Origin of the sequence: Phormidium pseudopriestleyi FRX01 (assembly GCF_017313335.1) — a bacterium.
GTDB classification, from domain to species: Bacteria; Cyanobacteriota; Cyanobacteriia; order Cyanobacteriales; family Laspinemataceae; genus Laspinema; species Laspinema pseudopriestleyi.
Genome location: NZ_JAFLQW010000671.1, coordinates 1 through 20,476, shown reverse-complemented (window position 1 = coordinate 20,476; position 20,476 = coordinate 1). Strand labels below are relative to the sequence as shown.

Genomic DNA, 20,476 nt, shown 5'->3' with positions numbered 1-20,476 from the left:
TCAATTATAGCATTCCTTGCAGGATTTATAACATCTGTCTTCTCCCCTCTCCCGCTTTGGGCCGCCGTCGGTTGGGGGCCGCCGACGTCTTCCACAACTGCTGCAAGGATTGCTATATCAATTATCAAGAAGGGACGGGGCGAATTCCCCTGAGATCAAGTTAAACTAAACCTAACAATTCAATGGAGTAGAATGCCATGTCTGCCGAGGCGATCGCAGAAACCATGAATCCCGTCCCAGAGGCAGTTGAGTGGGAACCTCCCATGCCTCCTACGGACCTAATTTTTGATGATGGAGAACCCTTGGAAAGTAATCGACACCGCATTGCGATGAATGCCATCATTGACTCAGTGCCTGCCCTATTCCCGGACCGCCATGATTATTTTATGGGCGGGAATATGTTTATCTATTACAGCAGTAAACAAGCCACAAATCAAGATTTTAGAGGACCGGATTTCTTTGCGGTTTTGGATGTAGAACCAGGCGATCGCCCGGGATGGGTCGTCTGGGAGGAAGAGGGGCGTTACCCCGATGTGATTGTAGAACTGACCTCCCCCAGCACCCGAAAAATTGACCTGGGACCGAAAAAAGACCTCTATGAACGGGTATTCCGAACTCGGGATTATTTCGTTTATGACCCCTATAATCCCAATTCTTTGCAAGGTTGGCACTTGGATGCCAGTCTAAAGTATCAACCCATTGAACCCGATGAACGGGGATGGTTATGGTGCGAAACTCTAGGGGCATGGCTGGGAAATTGGGAGGGAACTTTAACGCAAGTTTCTATCACTTGGTTACGCTTTTATCATCCCGATGGAGCTCTAGCTTTGTTACCCCACGAAGCAGCACAACAGCAAGCTGAATCGGCTCTATCCAAGACCGATCGCCTTGCTGCAAAATTGAGAGAAATGGGAGTTGACCCCGATACCCTTTAATACGGAATCCAGTTTTTAAAGTCTATAAAAACCCCCACCCTCAAGAGTGGGGGTTTTTATTTTGAAAACTTAATCTTAAGGGAGGGGGAATTCATCAATTCCCCTCCTCTCTCCAGCGAAATTAACGTTTTTTATGCACCTCTTACTGTTGCTTTAGTACGACAAGGGTAATATCATCGGATATCTTTATATCGCCAATAAATTCCCGCAAGTTATCAATTGCAGCTTGGCGAATTCCTTCCGCAGACTGCTGCCAATTCTGGGACGCCACTTTGCAGAGTCGTTCTAGTCCATATCGCTGTCGCGTCTTATTTGCAGCCTCCGTAATCCCATCGGTATAGAGAACGACTCCATCTCCAGGATTTAATTGGACTTCTATTTGGGTAATAAACTCGGAAATATCCATTACCAACCCTATCGGAAATCCTAAATTTACGGTATCAACTAACTCAATTTCTCCATTCGCTCGGATAACAATTATTTCTTCATGTTGTCCGCTAATCTTTAAGATTCCCTCGGCATAATCCAATAAAACTAAGCTGAGGTTTTTATCCGAGTCCATCCGGCCTACGTTATCGTAAATCGTGCGGTTGATGGTACTTAAAACCTTGATAAAATCGGTTTCATTATGGGCGAGTAACGTGCGGACTGCGGTTTGCACCATGAGCATAACCATTCCGGATTCTAGGCCATGTCCGGTGACATCACCAATGCCAATTTTCACCCGGCCTTCATAGTTGAGGACATCGTAATAATCTCCCCCCACTTCATCTGCCGGTTCCATAAATCCAGCGATTTCCAAGCCGGGAATTTCCTGTAATTCTTCGGGGTTCGGGAGCATTTTGTGTTGCAATTGCCGGGTAATATCCAGTTCGGCACTCATGCGGAGGTTGTCGGATTTCAGTCTTTCATTCAGGGTGCTGATTTCTTCATTTGCCTCCGCGATTTGGGCGGTGCGTTCGGTGACTTTATCTTCTAAAGTGCGGTAGAGTTGGGCATTTTCTAGGGAGATAGCAGCTTGGGCCGAAATCACTTGCAAGAGGTGGATGCGTTCTGGGGTAAATGCGCCGGTAAGCAGGTTGTTTTCCAGATAGAGAATCCCGATAAATTTGCCTTGATTAATGATGGGGGTACAAAGCAGGGATTGGGTTTTGTGTTGGAGAATATAAGGTTCGCTCGTAAAGAGGCCGTCTCGGGTGGCATCAGCGAGAATGATAGTTTCTTGAGTCCGGGCGACATAGTTAATGATAGCGCAGGGAACTAAAGGGCTGGTTTCTAGGGGAAGAGATTCTAAAATTTGAAGTTCGCCGTCGGGGAGTTGGACGGCTTCAATTTTGAGGTTGTTGTTGTCGGATAAAATCAACACCGCTTTTTGAGCACCGGCATTTTCAACGGTGATGGTGAGTAATTGGGCTAGGAGTTTATCCAGTTGAATTTCGCTGGCGATCGCCTGAGAACTCCGCACCATACTCATCACATCCAAAGCCTGTCCCGAGGATAGGCTAGAGGTGCGCGTCGTCCCCGTGGTGGTTAAAGAAGGCTGTTGCTGGAGCACAGTCTGGGGAAAACTTCGACCCCAGCGGACTTGGACAAATTGTTCGAGTTGGGCAACTTTAGCTGTCGCACCCCAACGTCTATAACAATAGTGTGCTTCCTGGAAATAGCCGACTGCGATCGCCTCCCGATGATGGCGTAAGTAGAAATGCGCCGCCCGTTCCCATGCCAGGGCCTCCTCGGGGAAATTTTGCTGACTTCTTGCACCGGCGATCGCCCGTTCGTATAATTCCCCAGCTAACCACAGATCACCCTTTTCAAAGCTAATCCGTTCCGCCTCCACGAGGTCCCATTTATTCTGAAAATTCTCTGGACAGTGCTGTGCCCAATGCTGGAGTTGCCGCTGAGATTCCGCCACCTCGGTCGGGTCCCACTCCGGTTTTTCCGTCCCCGGTGAGGCAGTCGCCTCCCCTTCCCTCTGGGCGATCGCCAATAAAGTCAAAGCCTTATAAAACTCATACAGTGGCCCATACAAAAAGCCCATCACCGCTGCCCGATGCTGGTGGGCAGTCACGGCGTAGCGGTGGGCCGCCTCATACTCCCCAAAATAATAAGCCAACATCAACCGCGCCAAATCCACAATAAACAACAAAGTTTGATTGTTCGTTTCGGCTAGATACTCCCTTGCAGTTGCTGCATTGAATACCGTTCCCTCCAGTACCGCAACCGTCTGGGACCATTCCCCACTAAAATTCAACGCCACCTGTCGCCAAATCTGGGTTTGCACAATCGAATATTCAAACTTCAGTTTCTGCAACAGCGGATCAAACTGGCTCATCTTGGCATTCACCTCATCCAAGGGATAGCCCGTCAAGAACAGATCCACACAATAATCCTTGATGCAATAGCTGGCATATTCATGATCGCCGCAGTCCAAACCGCTTTGAATCCCTGCTTGTAAAGGGTCTAAATTATTGCGGGCGGGTTCGCGCCAATGCCGCACTAATGCAGAATGAAGATTGTACACCTTTGCTTGGAGGGTTTGAGCGTGGTATTGCTCCAAAATGGCTAAGGAAAGTTCTCCCGCTTGATATCCTCGCTGGATATCTCCTTGAGCGCAGGATAAGGCGGCATACCAGACATAAGCATAGGCAGCCGAGGCGAAATTCCCCCCTTCCCGGGTTAACTCGACCATCTTCAAAATCAGGTCATGCAGAACCAGGGGTTTGGCAAAATAGGCCGAGGGACAAATGGCAACAAAGATGCGTCCAGCAGCCAGATACACGGGGTCCTCCATTTCCGGGCGATCGCCCAAACTGGCAACCGTTGGCAGTTCAAAATCGGGGTTTGCCGGAGTCTCTAGGTCAATTTCCGCCAGAGACAACGCTTGTAACCCGCACTCTACCGCTTGCAGGGGGCGATTTTGGGCGGTGTAGAGTTGAATGGCTAGTTCATAAACTCGCAGCCGGTCCAGAACCGAATTAGCCTGTTTTAACGCAATCTCAGTCCTGGCGATCGCCTTATAATACTGGCTGTTCAAATATTTGGCTTCGATCGCACTCAGATAAACCTCCAGCGTGATCTGATAATCCGTTTCCCAACTTTGGGGAGACAGCAGTTCCAACGCCACCGCCAAATACTCCGTGGCAGCATGATAAGCATTCGCGGCGATCGCCCGTTGTCCCGCCTCTTGGTTGAGTCGAATCAGGCGATCGACCGTTTCCGGCGTTTGTGCCAAAGCGCGACCCAGATTCAGATGATCCAGCAGGGTAAACAAATGCTCCCGGGATCGGTCATTTTCCCCCCCTTGCCACAGCAGTTCCCCAATCCGCCAATGTAACCCTGGGGTTTCCGAGAGTGGAATCAGTTGGTAAGCAGCTTGCTGGACCAGATCATGACTAAAATGAAACCCTTGCGGCAATAAAGACGCCGGATCAAAAACCCCTCCTAGGGGCAAACTTTTCTCACCCCCCCAATTTTCCTCAATGTCCCTGGCGCGATGAGCCACAATCAGATCTAAATCCAGGGCGGGTTGTAGATCGGCAAATACCGCTTGAGGCGATCGCCCGACCATCTTTGCCAACAGCGACAAGGAAAAGGCTGCACCAATACAGGCCGCAATGGATAACACCTCTTGAGTCCCTGACGGCTGTTGGCGCAGTTTCATAATCAGAGAATCCACCACATTCTCAGAAATAGCTAACTGAGCAATTCCCGCTTCATCCCAGATCCATCGCCCTTGTTCCGGGTCAAAACGCAGCCATCCTTCCCCGTCCAAAATTTTCAGAAATTCTGCAATGAAAAAGGGATTCCCCTCGGTTTTTCGCTGGACCCAAGTGGCTAAAGGCTGAACTTCCGTCGCCGACTGATGGAGGGTTTCCCCCACCAACTGACTCACCTGTGCCAAATTCAGCGGTTTCAGATGGATTTGTTGATGGGGAAGATTAGCCTGAAAGGCAGTCAAGGGATGAGACTGATCCACCTCGTTATCGCGATAAGCACCCACAATTAGCAGGTGGGAGTTGCTGCTGTCGCGCATCCACAGTTCTATGGAACTCAAGGTGGCAGAGTCTGCCCATTGCAAATCATCTAAGAACATGACCAAGGGATGCTGGGGGGAACAAAACACCTTCAGAAAGTTTTGTAATGTGCGATTAAAGCGGTTTTGGGATTCCGTCAGTCCCAGTTCCGGTAAGGGCGGCTGTACCCCGATAATTTGTTCTAGGATCGGGACGAGTTCTACGATCGCCTGACCGTTCTCTCCCAGGGCATTTTGGAGGTTCCTGCGCCATTGGGCCAGGGATTCGGCACTTTCACCCAACAGTTGCTGCACCAGGGAGGTAAAGGCTTGGACGATGGCTGAATAGGGAATATTCCGGGCAAGGCGTTCAAATTTTCCGGCAATGAAATATCCCCGACTCGCCGTCATTGGTTTGTGGACTTCAGCCACTAATGCCGACTTACCTATTCCCGAGTATCCCGCCACTAACAGCAGTTCCACCGCACCCTGTAGGATTCGCTCAAAACTTTGTAGCAGGGTTTGAACCTCGAACTCTCTGCCGTAGAGCTTTTGGGGAATCATCAGGCGATCGCCCCGATCTTGAGTCCCCAAGACAAATGGATCATTGCCCGTTTGAGTTTGCCATTGGTGCGCCGCTTGTTGTAAATCCCAGCGCAGTCCCCAAGCCGTTTGATAGCGGTCTTCCGCATTTTTCGCCATCAACTTCTGGACGATCGCCTGGATCATGAGGGGAATCTGTTCCTGGGAGTTGGGCGGAAAGCGGACGGGTCGGGCAATGTGAGAATGTACCAATTCCAAGGGGTCGTCGCTGACAAAGGGGAGTTCTCCCGTCAGGAGTTCGTAAAAGGTGACACCCAGAGAATAGAAGTCCGTGCGATAGTCCAGGTTACGATTCATCCGCCCGGTTTGTTCGGGGGAAAGGTAGGCCAGGGTCCCCTGAAGTTCCCCGGGATTCAACAAGCTGGGGGTTTCCCGGCTCAGAAGAGTAGAAATGCCAAAGTCAATTAACTTGATGACTTGGGTATCGGGATTGATCAGAATGTTGCTAGGTTTTAGGTCTTTGTGAATGATGCGGGCTTGATGAATTGACCCGATAATCTCACTTAGGCGCAGGGCAATGGGGAAAAACTGGGCGATCGCATCTCCGTTGTCGGCCACCTGTTGGCGATACCAGTTTTGTAGCGGAATGCCCCCGAAATCTTCCAGGACCAAAACTAGCCGATGCTGGAAGGGTTCGAGGGCAAAGGCTCGCACCACCCCATCACAATCGAGCGATCGGGTCATTTCATATTCCCGGCGATAGCGGGCGAGTTGCTCGTTGGAGGGGTACTCTTGATTAAGGAGTTTTAAAATAACAGGTTGAGCATCACTCACACGCTCCGCCCGATAGAGGAGGGAATTGGCACTCACGGAAAGTTCTTGCCTAATTTGATAACCAGGAAGTTGCAACATGGCCAGAGTTTGTCCTAGGTAAATAGTGGTAAATCGTTTATCCAACTAACAATTACGCAGAATGAAACTGCTCAACCGGGTTTTGAGCGATCGCGAGGGTGGGGAATCACCGGCAAAGACAAGTCTCGGTCCAAAACTGTCTCGGTTTGGGGTTGGGCGGGATTCCAATCGCTATAGCGGGGATAGTTGGATAAATTAAAGGAGTTGAGGAATTCTCCCCCGGTGTTATGAATCAGGTAAATGGCCGCATCTAATCCCCCTCTGAGCGCCGGTTCTGTCCAACCGCCTTCCACAGAAAACGCTTCTCCGGCAAAATAAAGATGGGAGTGCGGGCTGTAAGTTTGGTTATAGCGCAGTAGGGTGTAGTTATCATTCCAACTGGTTTCTCGATACAGTTTGGCACAGCCTCGATACTTCGGCTGCTTCGACCATTGAATGACCGTGGGCTGCTCAGTTTCGACATAAGGAGAGATTGGGATGCCAATATTTTGCGATCGCACTAACAAATCATCTAACTCTTTTAAACAGTGTTTTGCAAACTTTGGGTTATCCTGTTCTGCCAAGAATTTATTAGCATCATCTTCCCAAGTATAGCTGACGAGCAATACACCCGGATCTCGACGATCGCCCAGATCCACCGCATAGCCGTAAACACCCTGGAGATAAGTATCCGTACTAATGACTTGAGGAATCGTTGAAACTTCCCAATAGCGTTCTTTCAACGGGTAAAACACCTTGCAACTGGTAATCCAATGGGACCGATGAATACTCTGAGCGACTCGAAAGGGAATTTGAACGGGTCGCTGGGAATCCCCCTCGATTTCTTGAAAGTTTTCAAACTGAATGCCCAATTGCGTTGCCCAAGTCGTCGGTGATAGAATAACCCCATCATAAACTTGAGTATGCGACTCAAAATGAGTAGGTTTCGCCGTCAATTGAACTTGCCGAGCATCCCCTAACCACTGCAACCGATTGACTGAAGTTTTTAAGTACAAATTAACCCCATAGCCACAACTTTCATGGCGGGCTGTGCGTGCGGTTGCCTCGTACAGCGAAAGTCCATCTAAAGTAGAGTTATGGCTTTTGACTGGCTCAAAGAACAGACAATCAGCGAAAGTTTGTACCCCTAAATAATGGGGTGAGCTTAAGGGTTGCCCTAAACTATCCTTAAGGTCGGTTTGCCCATGACTAGCGCCTGTCGGTCGTTGATTTTTATCGAATCGCCCTTGAATCAATTGATGATTACTTCCAAATCCAAACAGCAGAGTTCGGATCGGGTAGAGACAACTAATATCATAAAAAGCTCCCCAAGACCCATCTCCGGCTCCAATCGTATAAAAGAGATTAGCTTCGGCTTCGTCCATTCCCAATCCCCCAAAAAAGCCCGTATCCCGGGGGTCATACTTTTGGATATTGATCGCTTCAAGATAGACTAACTCTCGGAAATTTAATGTCCAATAGTTTTGAACTATTTTATGCCAAAACTCCATCCAGTCCGGGGTATTGTATTTTTCTTGGCAAACCCAGGTGACCAGTTCAGCAAATCGCGACCATTTTAGATAGACATTTAGGAGTTCTCGGGTGGGGGGTAAGGTTTGTTCTTTATCCCAGCGCAGGAGTTCGGGACGCTTGTTTAGTTGTGGGTGGGGTCCAAACCCCCGATTCAAATAAATTCCGGTGTCAGCAATATTCGACCCGGGATCAGGAAAAGGCTGGACAGAAATGTTAAACCGTTGCCGATAATAGTCTAAAATGCTTTTTTCACTCCCCGGTTCTGTGAAAAAAGGCATTCGCATCGCTCCCATTTCAAAGGTCGTGAGGCGATTGGGGGCGGGGATGGAATAGGTGCGTCCTCCTAGGCGATCGCTGGCTTCAAAAATATCAATTTGACTATAGCCCGAGCGAAATAGCTCCCTTGCAGCGGTCAATCCGGCAACCCCTGCTCCAACAATCGCAATTTTTAAGTGGGGGTTGGGATTTTTGCCAATTCCACTTGCTTCAGCCTCTGCTAATAGCCGGTAGTAGTTGAAGTTAAAATCAGCCGGATTGGGGAAGGAAACTTGCCAACTATTGGCTGCATCCGGCCTGTTTTTTTTACCAAACCGAATATATTTACTTTGACCTGTATGAATTCCCATAGAAGGTTTAAGAGAGAAAGGTTTAGAAACAAGTCCATTCAAAGATGATTAGGAACGGCCAAATCCTCAAACTTCAATAATTTTTAGCTTGTCATGAATTTTGCATAGAGCCAAGCTATTTAACCCCTGTTGATGATGAAAAAATATTCGGTATCCTGAAATAGGAGAATCGAGAATACTGAAAAATTTTTCCAAATCTCTGGTATCATTTTATTAATGAGCCGCTATTTCAGTGATTCACTCCCCTTTTTAGAAAAATCAGTTTTTGCATTTCGGGTGATTAAGGAGCCATTAGCCCCTTAATTCATAAAGAACATTCCCATGAATGGAGGGGGCCCGCAAGCTCATTTTTAGATCATAATACCAAAGTCGGGTATGAACAGTTAGTGATGGAAGTTGGAAACGGATTGGTTCGTGGGTGCAGTCTTTTCGGGTTATGAATTAAGCAAAAAAACTGATTGCTAAAAAAAAAGGTCGTTTCCGATCGCCACTTTTATTGAGTTACCGAGTTTCTGGGTGAGGCTGCATCAGTCATGGATTCCTCAAAAAAAAGTGGGGCGATCGCCTCATTAAAACCTGGCGATCGCCCCACGAAATGAAATTACTGACGTAACTTGAGAATCTCAGTGGTCACCGACAGACTTTCTTCATAAAGCATATCGCGACCCCAGCGCTGTAACTGTTGACCCAGCAAGTATTCTGCCTTTTGGTCCGTTAACGGGGTCACCTGTTCTGTGCGGCAGTTTTGAGCGCTACCGCCAGACTCCATCCGCATACATCCGGTAGTTTCAGAACAGAGAATCGTGCAGCAATTGGCCTCACTATTGGTAGAAGTGAGACGTAATCCGACCATATCTCCGTTAATTTCCCCCCAATCTGCCGTGGGAATGGCGGCTAACTCCGCTTCTATGGTGCGATCGCCCGGACCTTTGAAAGAGATGCGGCGAATATCATAATCGCCGCCTTCCTCGTGATAAGACAGAGGTTTCCAACCGAGGCGAGAAGCGAACCAACCCAGGAACATCAGCGCTTGAGAAGCATTTCCCTTTTCATAATCAATCGTGACGCGATCGAGTTCGATCAGCGAAGCACGACGTTCCGGGGGGTCAAAAGCCGCAGCAGCCAACTCTTGCCAAGAAGTGAGCCGGTGCCAGTTCAAGTCAGCCATATAGGTTTCTTCATCGATGAGCTTTTGCATCTTCAGAAACTCGGACTCGGGGTCACTAAAGTAAGACGAATCCATAATCATGCAATTGCAGGATTCCGAGAGCTTTTGGAACAACTCCTGTTCGGGATTGGGGGTTGCCTTCCACCAGACAAACTTCGGCAGGGACGGAATCATCAGCGAGACGACCAAATCCCCAACTCGTTGCAGCGCTTGCTTCGTGCCGCGTAGGGTGATGTACTCGCAGCAAATTAACCGGCTGGAGTTGCCTTTTTGGATGGGACAATAGGCGGAAACTTGAGCCGTGACCCCCTCATCTTCACCGAGGACGGGACAGAGGGTGATAATCCGGCAGGGATTTTGAGCGGCGATCGCCTCACTGATGCTGAACCCTCGGGCATTGGGATTGGTGACTTTCTGGCGATCGGTAGGCAGTTTATCATACTCTTCCCGTAGGCGGACCAGGGTTTCTGGGTCAATTCGCCCTGTCACTCTGATTCCGTAGCTGATTTGGGCTTCTTGAACCGCTTCTTTCGTCAGCGCTCCGTAAATGCCATCAATTGGCCCTTCATAAAAGCCTAAAGCTCCCAGCAACTGCTGGAATTCTTCAGGTTCATACACCACCATGCTAAAGGTTGCGGCGCGGGTGGCAATATTAGAAGCCCTGCCGCCATTTTCCGAGCGCCAGATTCGACCCAATTCTGACTCAATCTCATCAAGGGAAATATCTTTCGGTTGTTGGAGAGCAACAATTGGAGTAGCCATATTAATTTAATTGTTGAGTGTTGAGTAGTGATTGTTGATCAGAGGGATGAAGGATGAGGGTTTTGAGTCCTCTGTTGTATTACCTGTTCCGGGTTCCCTCTTTCTGATTCCCCGTCATCCTTCATCCTGCAAACGTTACAACCTGCGCCAGCGGCGATCGTGACGATTGAGTAGCATCTCCGCTTCCACAGGACCCCAAGTCCCCGCTTCATAAAGGGCGATCGCCTTGGGATCCGAAGGAGCATCCCAAACTTGCAGCAGGGGAGTCAGGACACGCCAAGACTCCTCCACCTCATCCCCCCGGGTAAACAGAGTTTGGTCCCCTAACATACAATCTATCAACAGCCGACTGTATGCATCGGTATTAGGCTGACCGAAGGTAGTATCGTAGCGAAAATCCATATCCACCGATCGCGTCCGCAAAGAGTTCCCCGGCGTTTTCACCTCAAAACGCATCGAAATCCCCTCATTCGGCTGAATCCGCATCGCCAACACATTGGGATTGGCTTGTTTTGCGGCAGACTGGAACATCAAAAAAGGCACTTCCCGAAACTGAATCGCAATTTCCGTCACCTTTTTCGGCATCCGTTTGGCAGTTCTCATATAGAAAGGCACCCCCTTCCAGCGCCAGTTATCGATATACAGCTTAAGCGCGGCATAAGTCGGCGTCGTCGAATTCTCGTCAACCCCTTCCTCTTCGCGATAGCCTGGAACCTGCTTCCCTTTCATCCATCCGGAAGTGTACTGACCCCGAGTAGCCGAGAGTTCCAGATTCTCAATATCCGCCAGGTGAGTTGCTTCTAGAACTTTCACCTTTTCATTGCGAATACTATCGGCATCAAGGGAGTTTGGCGGTTCCATTGCCGTCAGGGTAAACAGTTGCATCAGGTGGTTTTGCACCATATCGCGTAGCGCGCCTGCCGATTCATAATACCCAGCGCGGCCTTCTAAACCCACGGTTTCAGCGACGGTGATTTGAACACAATCGACAAACTGACGATTCCAGAGGGGTTCAAAAATGGCATTGGCAAAGCGAAACACGAGCAGATTCTGGACAGTTTCCTTGCCTAAGTAGTGGTCAATCCGGTAAACCTGCTTTTCTGAGCAGACTTTTTGGACCACTTGGTTGAGCATCTGTGCCGTCCCCAGATCGTGTCCAAAGGGTTTTTCAATGACTAGGCGTTGTTTGTCGCGATCGCCCAGCATTCCCGCCTCACCGAGTTGCTCAATCGCTTCAGCAAAAAAGCGCGGTGCCACCGAAAGGTAAAAAACTCGGTTTTCCCGAGTGCCGCGTTGTTCATCAAGTTCGCTCAGAAAGGCTTTGAGTTTCTGGTAGCTTTCTGATTTGTCGATATCGCCTGGACAATAGAACAGTCCGTTCGCAAAGTCCTCCCAGAGCGCTTCTGAACTAATCCCATTGCCAAATTCTTCGACTCCTTGGCGGCAATGATCTCGGAAAAACTCATGACTCCATTGACTGCGGGATACCCCGACAATAGTCAGTTCCGGAGGCAATTTGCGCTCCAGTTTCATCTGATAGATTGCCGGAACGAGTTTTCTCTGGGTGAGGTCACCGGAGGCCCCGAAAATAATCAAAATCTGCGGTTCGGGAATCCGATCTTGTTGGAGTCCCACGCGCAGGGGGTTTTCTAATAGCGTTACCATCTGGTTTGATGCATAGGTTAGAGGTTAGGACATCAGACATTAAGAACCGAAATTGAACTTGAGAGATCAATCGGTTGTGCTCTAGGGCTGCCTCTTGTCCCCTCCCCTTGGCAAGGGGAGGGTTAGGGTGGGGTCCTCTTTATGCCAGGGGATGGGGGTAAAAAGCCTCTATTTCCTATTTGAATATTGGTGGGTTATCCCTCAACATCGGAACCCCCCCTAGCCCCCCCTTGCTAAGGGGGGGGACCGGAATTCCTAATACCTCTTGTCCCCTCCCCTTGGCAAGGGGAGGGTTAGGGTGGGGTCCCAATGTTGTCACTAACTTAATCAATTTGCACTGATTCAATCATGGCTTGAACGGTGGGTAAATGCTCTTTATATTGACGCGAATGGGCGGAATAGGTAAAAACATAAGCCTTATCCCCTTTCACCGTCCAACTCTGCCAACTTTGAATGGAAATATTGTCCACTTTTCCCGTATAAAATACCTGATAACCAGCTTGTTGGGCTAGGGTGGTTTCTCCTTCTTGTAGCTTTTTAAAATTGGTAATATTCGCTTCAAGTTCGGCCATAAAATCATTGGTGTATTTATCAAAACTTGTCGGTTGGGATGATAAATCTTCCACGCTGACCATTAATTCCGCTTCCGGTATCCGAAAGGTGACTAGGGTATGGGTGATTCTATTCCGTCTGCTGTCCATTTCCCAGGTGGTGGGATAGTTGAGTTTAAGCTGATATTCAGCATTTTGATAGGCTTTAAACTCCGCTGCCTGGACCAGTGGAATCTGCTCCTGGGGCAACAATTTTTGTACTTGCGGAACTGCCAACACTGCCGCTGCCGTGGCGACAATCATCAGCAGCAGTTCCACAATCGCTAGGGTTTCTCCCCGTAATGCTCGTTTAACCAACAAAATGGGATGAAATCCTTGAACTTTGGTCCGTTGAGAAGAACTTGCAGAAGATGGCATAGTAGGTAAAGTGATTTTATCTAAATTTTCAATCGCTTCCAGGGTTTCTCTGGCTGAGGCAAAGCGTTGTCGATAGTCATATCTGACCATCTTTTCTAACACATCGGCCAACGGTTGAGAGAGCTTCACTAAATTGCGCCAGCAGAGTTCTCCACAGCTATCTTTGGGGAGTTTGTCCGCCCGGATTCCGGTGATTAATTCAATCATAACCATCCCCAACGCATAAATATCGCTGCTGGATTTGGGGTTGCCTCCAGCTTGTTCACTGGGCATATATCCGGGAGTTCCGATCGCCACGGTTTCGGTAGTTTGTCCTTGGGAATTGACGCTGAGGGTAGCCACCTCTTTCACCGCCCCAAAATCAATCAGAAACAGTTTTCCATCCCCTTGCCGCCGCATCAAATTCGCCGGTTTGATATCCCGATGAATGATATGCTGCTGATGTACAAAAGCCAGAATCTCCAGAATTTCTGTCAGCAGGTGAATCACTTCTGATTCAGGAGTTCCCGGGGAGAGAGGGTTCTGTTGTTGGAAATCTTCACCATCGATGAAGTCTTCAACGAGATAAAATTCCCCATTTTCTTGAAAATGTGCCAAGAGTCGAGGAATGCGATCGCAAGTATTGAGGCGGTGCATAATTTCCGCTTCTTTATCAAACAGACGTTTAGCAGTTTGCAAGAAAACGGGATTTTTGGATTGAGGAAACAGACGCTTCACCACACAGCAAGGAGTGCCGGGTAAGTCTCTATCTTCTGCCAGATAAGTTTCTCCAAACCCGCCTTTTCCTAATTTTTTGAAGATATGGTACCGTCCGCGCAGGGTCTTGCCTAACATGGGTATCGCACCAGGGTGATGTTATTTTATTGTGCCACAATTGAGGGGATTTTGGGGGGATATAGCAGCTCCTTTATCAGTTGTGGAATGCCCTCACCCCCAACCCCTCTCCCCCTTTGGGAGAGGGGAGCTGAAGATGTCATAAATCATTTAGGATTGCTATATCCTCGTGTCATGGCTGAAGCCGTGATAAGGGCATCCTGCGGCTGAAGCGCCTGTTACTGGAGGCAGCACCTCCAATTGTGCGTGACTCGTGCGTCAGCCAAGTCACGCGCAACGACTTCAGTCGTTACTACGAACGTTTGAAAGCGGATTTATATAGCTGCTCATTTGCTTTTGCTGACTCTAATAAATCAACGATAGGATGAGGATAATCCACCCCAATTTTCACTCCAAATCGCTGCTGTTCTACCTCCAATAATTTCCAGGGTTCATGCACTTTAGCTGCCGGAATTGCTGCCAATTCGGGTAACCAATGTTTTACATATTTCCCCTCGGGGTCATAATCTTTGGATTGTTTGATAATATTAAAAAATCGAAACCCTCGCGCATCATTCCCCACACCAGCGGTGTAATTCCAATTCCCCCAATTGCTACAAACATCATAATCAATCAGCAGTGACTCGAACCATTCTGCACCCATCTGCCAATTGATGCCGAGGTTTTTAGTCAGGAAACTGGCGACGTTTTGTCTGCCTCGATTCGACATAAATCCAGTGGCACCGAGTTCGCGCATATTGGCATCTACAAGGGGAAAGCCGGTTTTTCCTTGTTGCCAGAGGGTGAATTTTTGCCAGTCTTCCTGCCAGGGGATGGGGATTCCTTGTAATCCGGATTGACGGAAGATAGCATTGCCATGTTTGGCGCAGATGAAGCGAAAGTAATCTCGCCAGAGTAACTCGAAAATTAGCCAGTAGGTGGAGTCGTTTTTGATGCGTTGGGTTTCGTAGTCTTGGACTTGTTGGTAAATGTAGCGGGGGGAGAGGCAACCCAAGGATAACCAAGGGGAAAATTTGGAGGAATAATCGGGACCGAGCATTCCGTTGCGGGTTTCTTTGTAGGTTCGCAGCCGATCGCCTGTCCAAATATAGTCCTCCAATCGCGCAATTCCGGCGCTTTCTCCTCCAGTAAAGGGGAGCACGCCTTTGGAGGCGATCGCCTTTGTCTCCACTCCTAATTCAGTTAAACTGGGTAATTTTCCTGTCTCTATTTCTGGTAATGGCGGCAACTGGGTGGGAGTGGGAAAGCAGGAATCCGGTGTGGCTGTTTTCTCGATTTGTTTGCGAAAGTGGGTGAACAGTTCGGGAATATTGGGGATATCAAACGGCAGGCGATCGCAATGATATAGAGTATGTCCCCAAAACGATTTAAGCCCAACATTCAGGGGTTTGACAGCTTGGGATAGTGCTGTTTCTACCGCAATTTCTTCCGCTGTTACTTCCTGATGGAAATAAATCGCTGAGGCATTGACTTGTTGGGCGATTTGCGGTAAAATTAACTCAGGTTTTCCTATTTGAATAATTAAGTTACTGCCCAAGTTTTGCAGGGATTGACCCAGGTTCGCCACACTTTCGAGTAAAAACTGGGCGCGGAATGGGCCGGTTTTTGGAAAGCCATAAGCAGTTGTAGAAAATTGTCTGGGGTCGAAACAATAGATAGGGATAATCGGCGCATGGGTTTGGATGGCGCGATGAAGGGGCTCGTTATCATGTACGCGCAAATCGTTGCGATACCAGAGGATAATCGGTTGGGATGTCATGGTTTGCAAGTATAAATGATTATAAAAAAAGGCAGCTAATTAAAACTACCTTCACTGCAAGGACACGGCATTGCCCTGTCCTTAAATAAATTGTAGAGAACCTATCGACTACTACCAATTACCGGGGCTTCCATCGGTTCTCCTAGGGCAACCGAGGCATTTCCCGCTAAGGTTGGTACTGAGTTCCGCAATCTGGCGGTTAACTGTACCGTGGTGGCATCATAGACTTGGGTGAGAATCTTGGGATATAACCCAATCCCAATAATTGGCACTAACAGGCAAGCAATGATAAACACTTCCCGGGGTTCAGAATCAATCAGGGCTTCATGTTCAACTAATTCCTTGTTCTCCGGTCCGTATAACATTTCTCGCAGCATAGACAACAGGTAAATCGGAGTGAGAATGACCCCGACTGCCGCTAAGAAGACGACGACGACTCGGAATGTCAAGCTGTAGGCATCGCTGGTGGCAAAGCCGACAAAGACCATTAATTCAGCAACAAATCCACTCATTCCTGGCAACCCTAGGGAGGCTAAGGAACAGGTAGTCCACATGGCAAAGGATCTTTTCATCTTTTGCCCGATGCCGCCCATTTCATCCAACATCAGGGTATGGGTGCGATCGTAGGTTGCTCCTACCATGAAGAACAAACTCGCCCCAATGAGTCCATGTGAGACCATTTGCAAGACTGCGCCGCTTAACCCTAAGTCGGTAAATGACCCAATACCAATTAGCACAAATCCCATGTGAGAAATCGAGGAATAGGCAATTTTTCGTTTGAGGTTTCTTTGTGCGAAAGATGTAAGAGCTGCATAAACGATATTCACCACCCCGAGGATGACTAACATCGGTGCGAACACCGCGTGAGCGTCGGGTAACATTTGGGCATTCATGCGGATGATGGCGTATCCCCCCATCTTCAGCAGAATCCCGGCGAGTAACATATGCACTGGGGCTGTCGCTTCCCCGTGAGCATCAGGTAACCAGGTATGCAGGGGGAAGATGGGGAGTTTGACGCCGTAGGCAATTAAAAACGCCGCATAGAGCAATAGTTCTAAGTTAATGGCGTAGTCTTTAGCTGCCAGGGACTGCATATCAAAGGTGACGGTATCCCCGTAGAAGGCCATTGCGAGGGCCGCCAGCAGAATAAACAGGGAACCGCCTGCGGTGTAGAGGATAAATTTGGTGGCTGCATAGAGGCGTTTTTTACCGCCCCAGATGGAGAGCAGCAGGTACACCGGAATCAGTTCTAATTCCCATACTAGGAAGAACAACAGCATATCCTGGACGGCAAAGACGGCTATCTGTGCGCCATACATAGCCAAAATCAAGAAGAAAAACAGTTTTGGCTTTAAGGTGACGGGCCAGGAGGCCAAAATTGCCAGGGTGGTGATAAATCCGGTGAGGATAATCAGGGGCATGGATAACCCATCGGCCCCGACAGACCAGTTGAGGTCTAAGGCAGGAACCCAGGAATAGCTTTCAAAAAGCTGGATATTGGGGTTACTGAGGTCGTAATGGTTGCAAAAGGTGTAAACAATGAGGGCAAAGTCAATGAGTCCGACGATTAGGGCATACCAACGCACCGTGCGCCCATTTTTATCGGGGATAATGGGGATGAGCAGGGATGCCGCGATCGGAAACAGGATAATTGTCGTCAGCCAAGGAAATTCAGCCATGTTCATAGATCGCTACCAAAATTCATCAAAGCTACTAAATCCGGTGGTTACTTAAAAGGCTTTTGCTTTTAGCCCGCGCCCGCTGGCTTTGTTCCTGTAGCCAGACCCTTGAGGAGTCTGTTGGCGAATTAAGAAAGAGACCTCTCCCCAAACCCCTCCCCTCTGAGGGGAGGGGCTTTGATTCTCCCCCTTCCCTCGGAGGGAAGGGGGTTGGGGGGTTAGGTCTCCCGTTAACCAACACAGTCCTTGAGGGTGCGGGTTTTTATCCCACCGGATTGAGTATAAAAAATCCAGCCGTCACACTACAGAAGCCAGAATTAACTCCGAGGCAATGATGCTGGGATTCTGGCTTCTGGTTGGGCGACAGATGAATTGGATTAAGTCACGCCGGAGATGATGACTAAGCCTAGAACGGCAACAAAGACGATCAGGGCGTAGAATTGGGCGCGACCGTTTTCAAAGTATTTGAGTCCTTCGCCACTGATGACGGCAATCAACCCGGTGAGGTTGACGGCCCCATCAACGACGCGATAATCCACTTCCATCACCTGTCTGGCTAACCGGCGCGAACCGATGACAAACAGGGAGTTGTAGATTTCGTCAAAGTACCATTTCTTGCGGGAGAGCAAGTAGAGGGGTTTGATTTGGGAGGCGATCGCCTTGGGGTCGATTTTCCGACTCAAGTACATCAGGGATGCCAAGGTAATCCCGAGTAGGGCAATTCCCACGGAACTGCCGCCCATGACTAAGAATTCGGTGAGGTTGAATTCTTCGGCGTGTTCGGCAATTTCAGCCAGGGATTCACTGGGAGGATGAATAAATGCCTCAAAGTAATTGGCAAAGGGAGTTCCCACTAACCCAATCAGGACCGACGGCACGGCCAGGGCCATCAAGGCGAAGGTCATGGTTAGGGGGGACTCGTGGGGATATTCGCTGTGATGACCGTGAGAGTGGTCATCGTGGCTGGCTTCTAGTTCCCGAGGGTCCATTGCTCCGGGACCAAAGGCGAGGATGGGTTCTCCGGCTTCGGCTTCGGTTTTGAGTTCGTGACGAATCTCGATGTCGTTGCCTCGGAAGGGTCCTTCAAAGGTCAGGAAGTACATCCGGAACATATAGAAGGCAGTCATCCCGGCAGTCAGCCAGCCGACTCCCCAGAGGGCGGGATTGGCTTCAAAGGCGGCCCCGAGGATTTCGTCTTTGGACCAGAATCCGGCAAAGGGCGGGATGCCACAAATGGCGAGGGTGCCGATCGCGAAGGTAGTGGCGGTAATCGGCATAAATTTCCGCAGTCCACCCATTAACCGCATATCTTGGGCCAGGGTGGGGTCATGACCGACGACTTCTTCCATGCCATGAATCACGGATCCAGACCCGAGAAAGAGCATGGCTTTGAAGTAGGCATGGGTCATGAGGTGAAATAATCCGGCGCTGTAGGCCCCGATGCCCATTGCCATGACCATGTAACCCAGTTGGGACATGGTGGAGTAGGCTAACCCTTTTTTGATGTCGGTTTGGGTGAGGGCGATGGTTGCCCCTAGGAAGGCGGTGAAACATCCGGTCCAGGCGATGACGGACATGGCGCTGGGGATATTTTCAAAGACGGGGTACATCCGGGCAATTAAGAAGACTCCGGCAGCCACCATTGTGGCGGCGTGGATTAAGGCGGAGATGGGTGTGGGGCCTTCCATTGCGTCGGGTAGCCAGACGTGCAAGGGGAATTGAGCGGATTTGGCAACGGGTCCCAGAAAGACTAAGACGGCTAAGATGGCGGCGACTCCTGCACCGATCGCCCCAGATTGGACAAGATCTTGCAGGCGATCGCCCATGATTTGAAAATCAAAACTATCCGTTGCCCAATATAAGCCCAACATCCCCAACAGCAGACCAAAGTCACCGACACGGTTAACGACAAATGCTTTTTGACAAGCATCGGCTGCCGGTTGGCGATCGAACCAAAATCCGATCAGCAAATAGGAACACATCCCGACGAGTTCCCAGAAGATATAAACCTGAACCAGGTTCGGACTGATCACCAGACCCAACATTGAGGTGCTAAACAGGCTCAGGTAGGTGTAAAAGCGCACATATCCGGGATCATGAGCCATGTAGCCATCGGTGTAAATCATCACCAACAGGGCCACTGTGCTCACGATCGCCAGCATCAGCGTCGAGAGGTGGTCAATGGTGTAACCCATTGTTAGGTGAAAATTCCCCGCCGACGCCCATTCCACGGTTCGGGTGTAGGTTTCATGTCCTTGGATTTGACTCCACAGCAAGGCAAAGGACAAAACCATTGCTGCACCTACGCAGGAGACCAAGAATGTGGCCGTCACTTGCCGCAGACTATTCGTCGTCTTGTTATAGGAAATCAAGCCCAAGCCGACCAGCATTGCCCCTAATAAGGGCAGAACTGGGATCAGCCAAGCATACTGATAAATTGGTTCCATCGCTGAGGCCCACTTAAATACTTCTTTACTGAGTTAACTCATTGGTTAACATTTTGACATAGACCCGCCATAGAAACGGGAGACTAGGGATATCATAGCGATATTCACTCATTTGCATTTTTCGGGTTTTCTGATATAATCTGCGATCGCTTGCAGAAACAGCCTTGCCGGACTGATTTTCCCCATCCCTCAAACAGAATTCTCCTGACCCCTAATCTCCAAAGGAAAAACCCCACCCAGATTAGACTAGATGGAGTTTAGCTGTGACAATTTTTAAGAACGAACCACGGGATCACCCGCAGTACAGGGACCCTGATTCATCCAAAAAAAGCAGATTGCTTTGAACCGTACCACGTCTAAAGCCGGGGGATTCCTGCCTACCCCAAAGGGCGACAGCGGGACATTGTGCATCGGACCTTGATCGAAGCAGCCATTCGCGGCGGCGACAAGGCTCTGGCCCATGGCCTGGCACATGAACGCCTGGCCCTGAAACCACATTGCCCGTTCAGTTGGCAGCTGCATCAGCGCGCTGTTGCCCAAGGCTGAATACGCGTGGGCCTAAATGCGCGTGGGCCTAAATACGCGCGGAGAAGCCCACCCGCCGGCGCGCGTTAGTCGTCAACCTCGCGCGCGTCCCCAGCATTGGCAAAATCC

Annotated in this window: 9 protein-coding genes; 1 reads left to right on the top strand and 8 read right to left on the bottom strand. The window is 49.4% G+C overall.

The window, feature by feature from the left end:
- The first annotated feature begins 197 nt into the window (after positions 1 to 197).
- A complete protein-coding gene (locus J0895_RS25165; protein ID WP_207090724.1) occupies positions 198 to 935 on the top strand; it encodes a Uma2 family endonuclease in 738 nt (245 codons plus the stop codon).
- Positions 936 to 1,077: 142 nt separating this feature from the next.
- Here J0895_RS25165 and J0895_RS25160 read toward each other — a convergent pair whose 3' ends face one another.
- From J0895_RS25160 to J0895_RS25125, 8 genes are all read right to left on the bottom strand, one after another.
- The gene (locus J0895_RS25160; RefSeq protein WP_207090723.1) at positions 1,078 to 6,402 is read right to left on the bottom strand and encodes an AAA family ATPase; all 5,325 of its coding nucleotides are present in this window, start codon (positions 6,400 to 6,402) and stop codon (positions 1,078 to 1,080) included.
- Positions 6,403 to 6,473: 71 nt separating this feature from the next.
- On the bottom strand, positions 6,474 to 8,540 hold the full coding sequence (locus J0895_RS25155; protein WP_207090722.1) for a flavin monoamine oxidase family protein: 2,067 nt from the start codon (positions 8,538 to 8,540) through the stop codon (positions 6,474 to 6,476).
- 601 nt (positions 8,541 to 9,141) lie between these two features.
- A complete protein-coding gene (gene opcA / locus J0895_RS25150; protein ID WP_207090721.1) occupies positions 9,142 to 10,470 on the bottom strand; it encodes a glucose-6-phosphate dehydrogenase assembly protein OpcA in 1,329 nt (442 codons plus the stop codon).
- Positions 10,471 to 10,605: 135 nt separating this feature from the next.
- Positions 10,606 to 12,135 carry a glucose-6-phosphate dehydrogenase gene (gene zwf, locus J0895_RS25145; RefSeq protein ID WP_207090720.1) on the bottom strand — a complete coding sequence of 510 codons (1,530 nt, stop codon included), beginning with the start codon at positions 12,133 to 12,135 and terminating at the stop codon, positions 10,606 to 10,608.
- Positions 12,136 to 12,458: 323 nt separating this feature from the next.
- Positions 12,459 to 13,937 (bottom strand): serine/threonine-protein kinase, encoded by a 1,479-nt coding sequence (locus J0895_RS25140; protein WP_207090719.1) that lies wholly within the window; start codon positions 13,935 to 13,937, stop codon positions 12,459 to 12,461.
- A 292-nt stretch (positions 13,938 to 14,229) separates the two neighbouring features.
- Complete coding sequence (locus tag J0895_RS25135; protein ID WP_207090718.1) at positions 14,230 to 15,696, bottom strand: DASH family cryptochrome; 1,467 nt, start codon at positions 15,694 to 15,696, stop codon at positions 14,230 to 14,232.
- A 101-nt stretch (positions 15,697 to 15,797) separates the two neighbouring features.
- A complete protein-coding gene (ndhD1, locus tag J0895_RS25130; protein WP_207090717.1) occupies positions 15,798 to 17,375 on the bottom strand; it encodes a photosynthetic/respiratory NAD(P)H-quinone oxidoreductase subunit D1 in 1,578 nt (525 codons plus the stop codon).
- 377 nt (positions 17,376 to 17,752) lie between these two features.
- Positions 17,753 to 19,822, bottom strand: coding sequence for an NAD(P)H-quinone oxidoreductase subunit 5 (locus tag J0895_RS25125; protein ID WP_207090716.1), 2,070 nt, complete (start codon positions 19,820 to 19,822; stop codon positions 17,753 to 17,755).
- Positions 19,823 to 20,476: the final 654 nt, after the last annotated feature.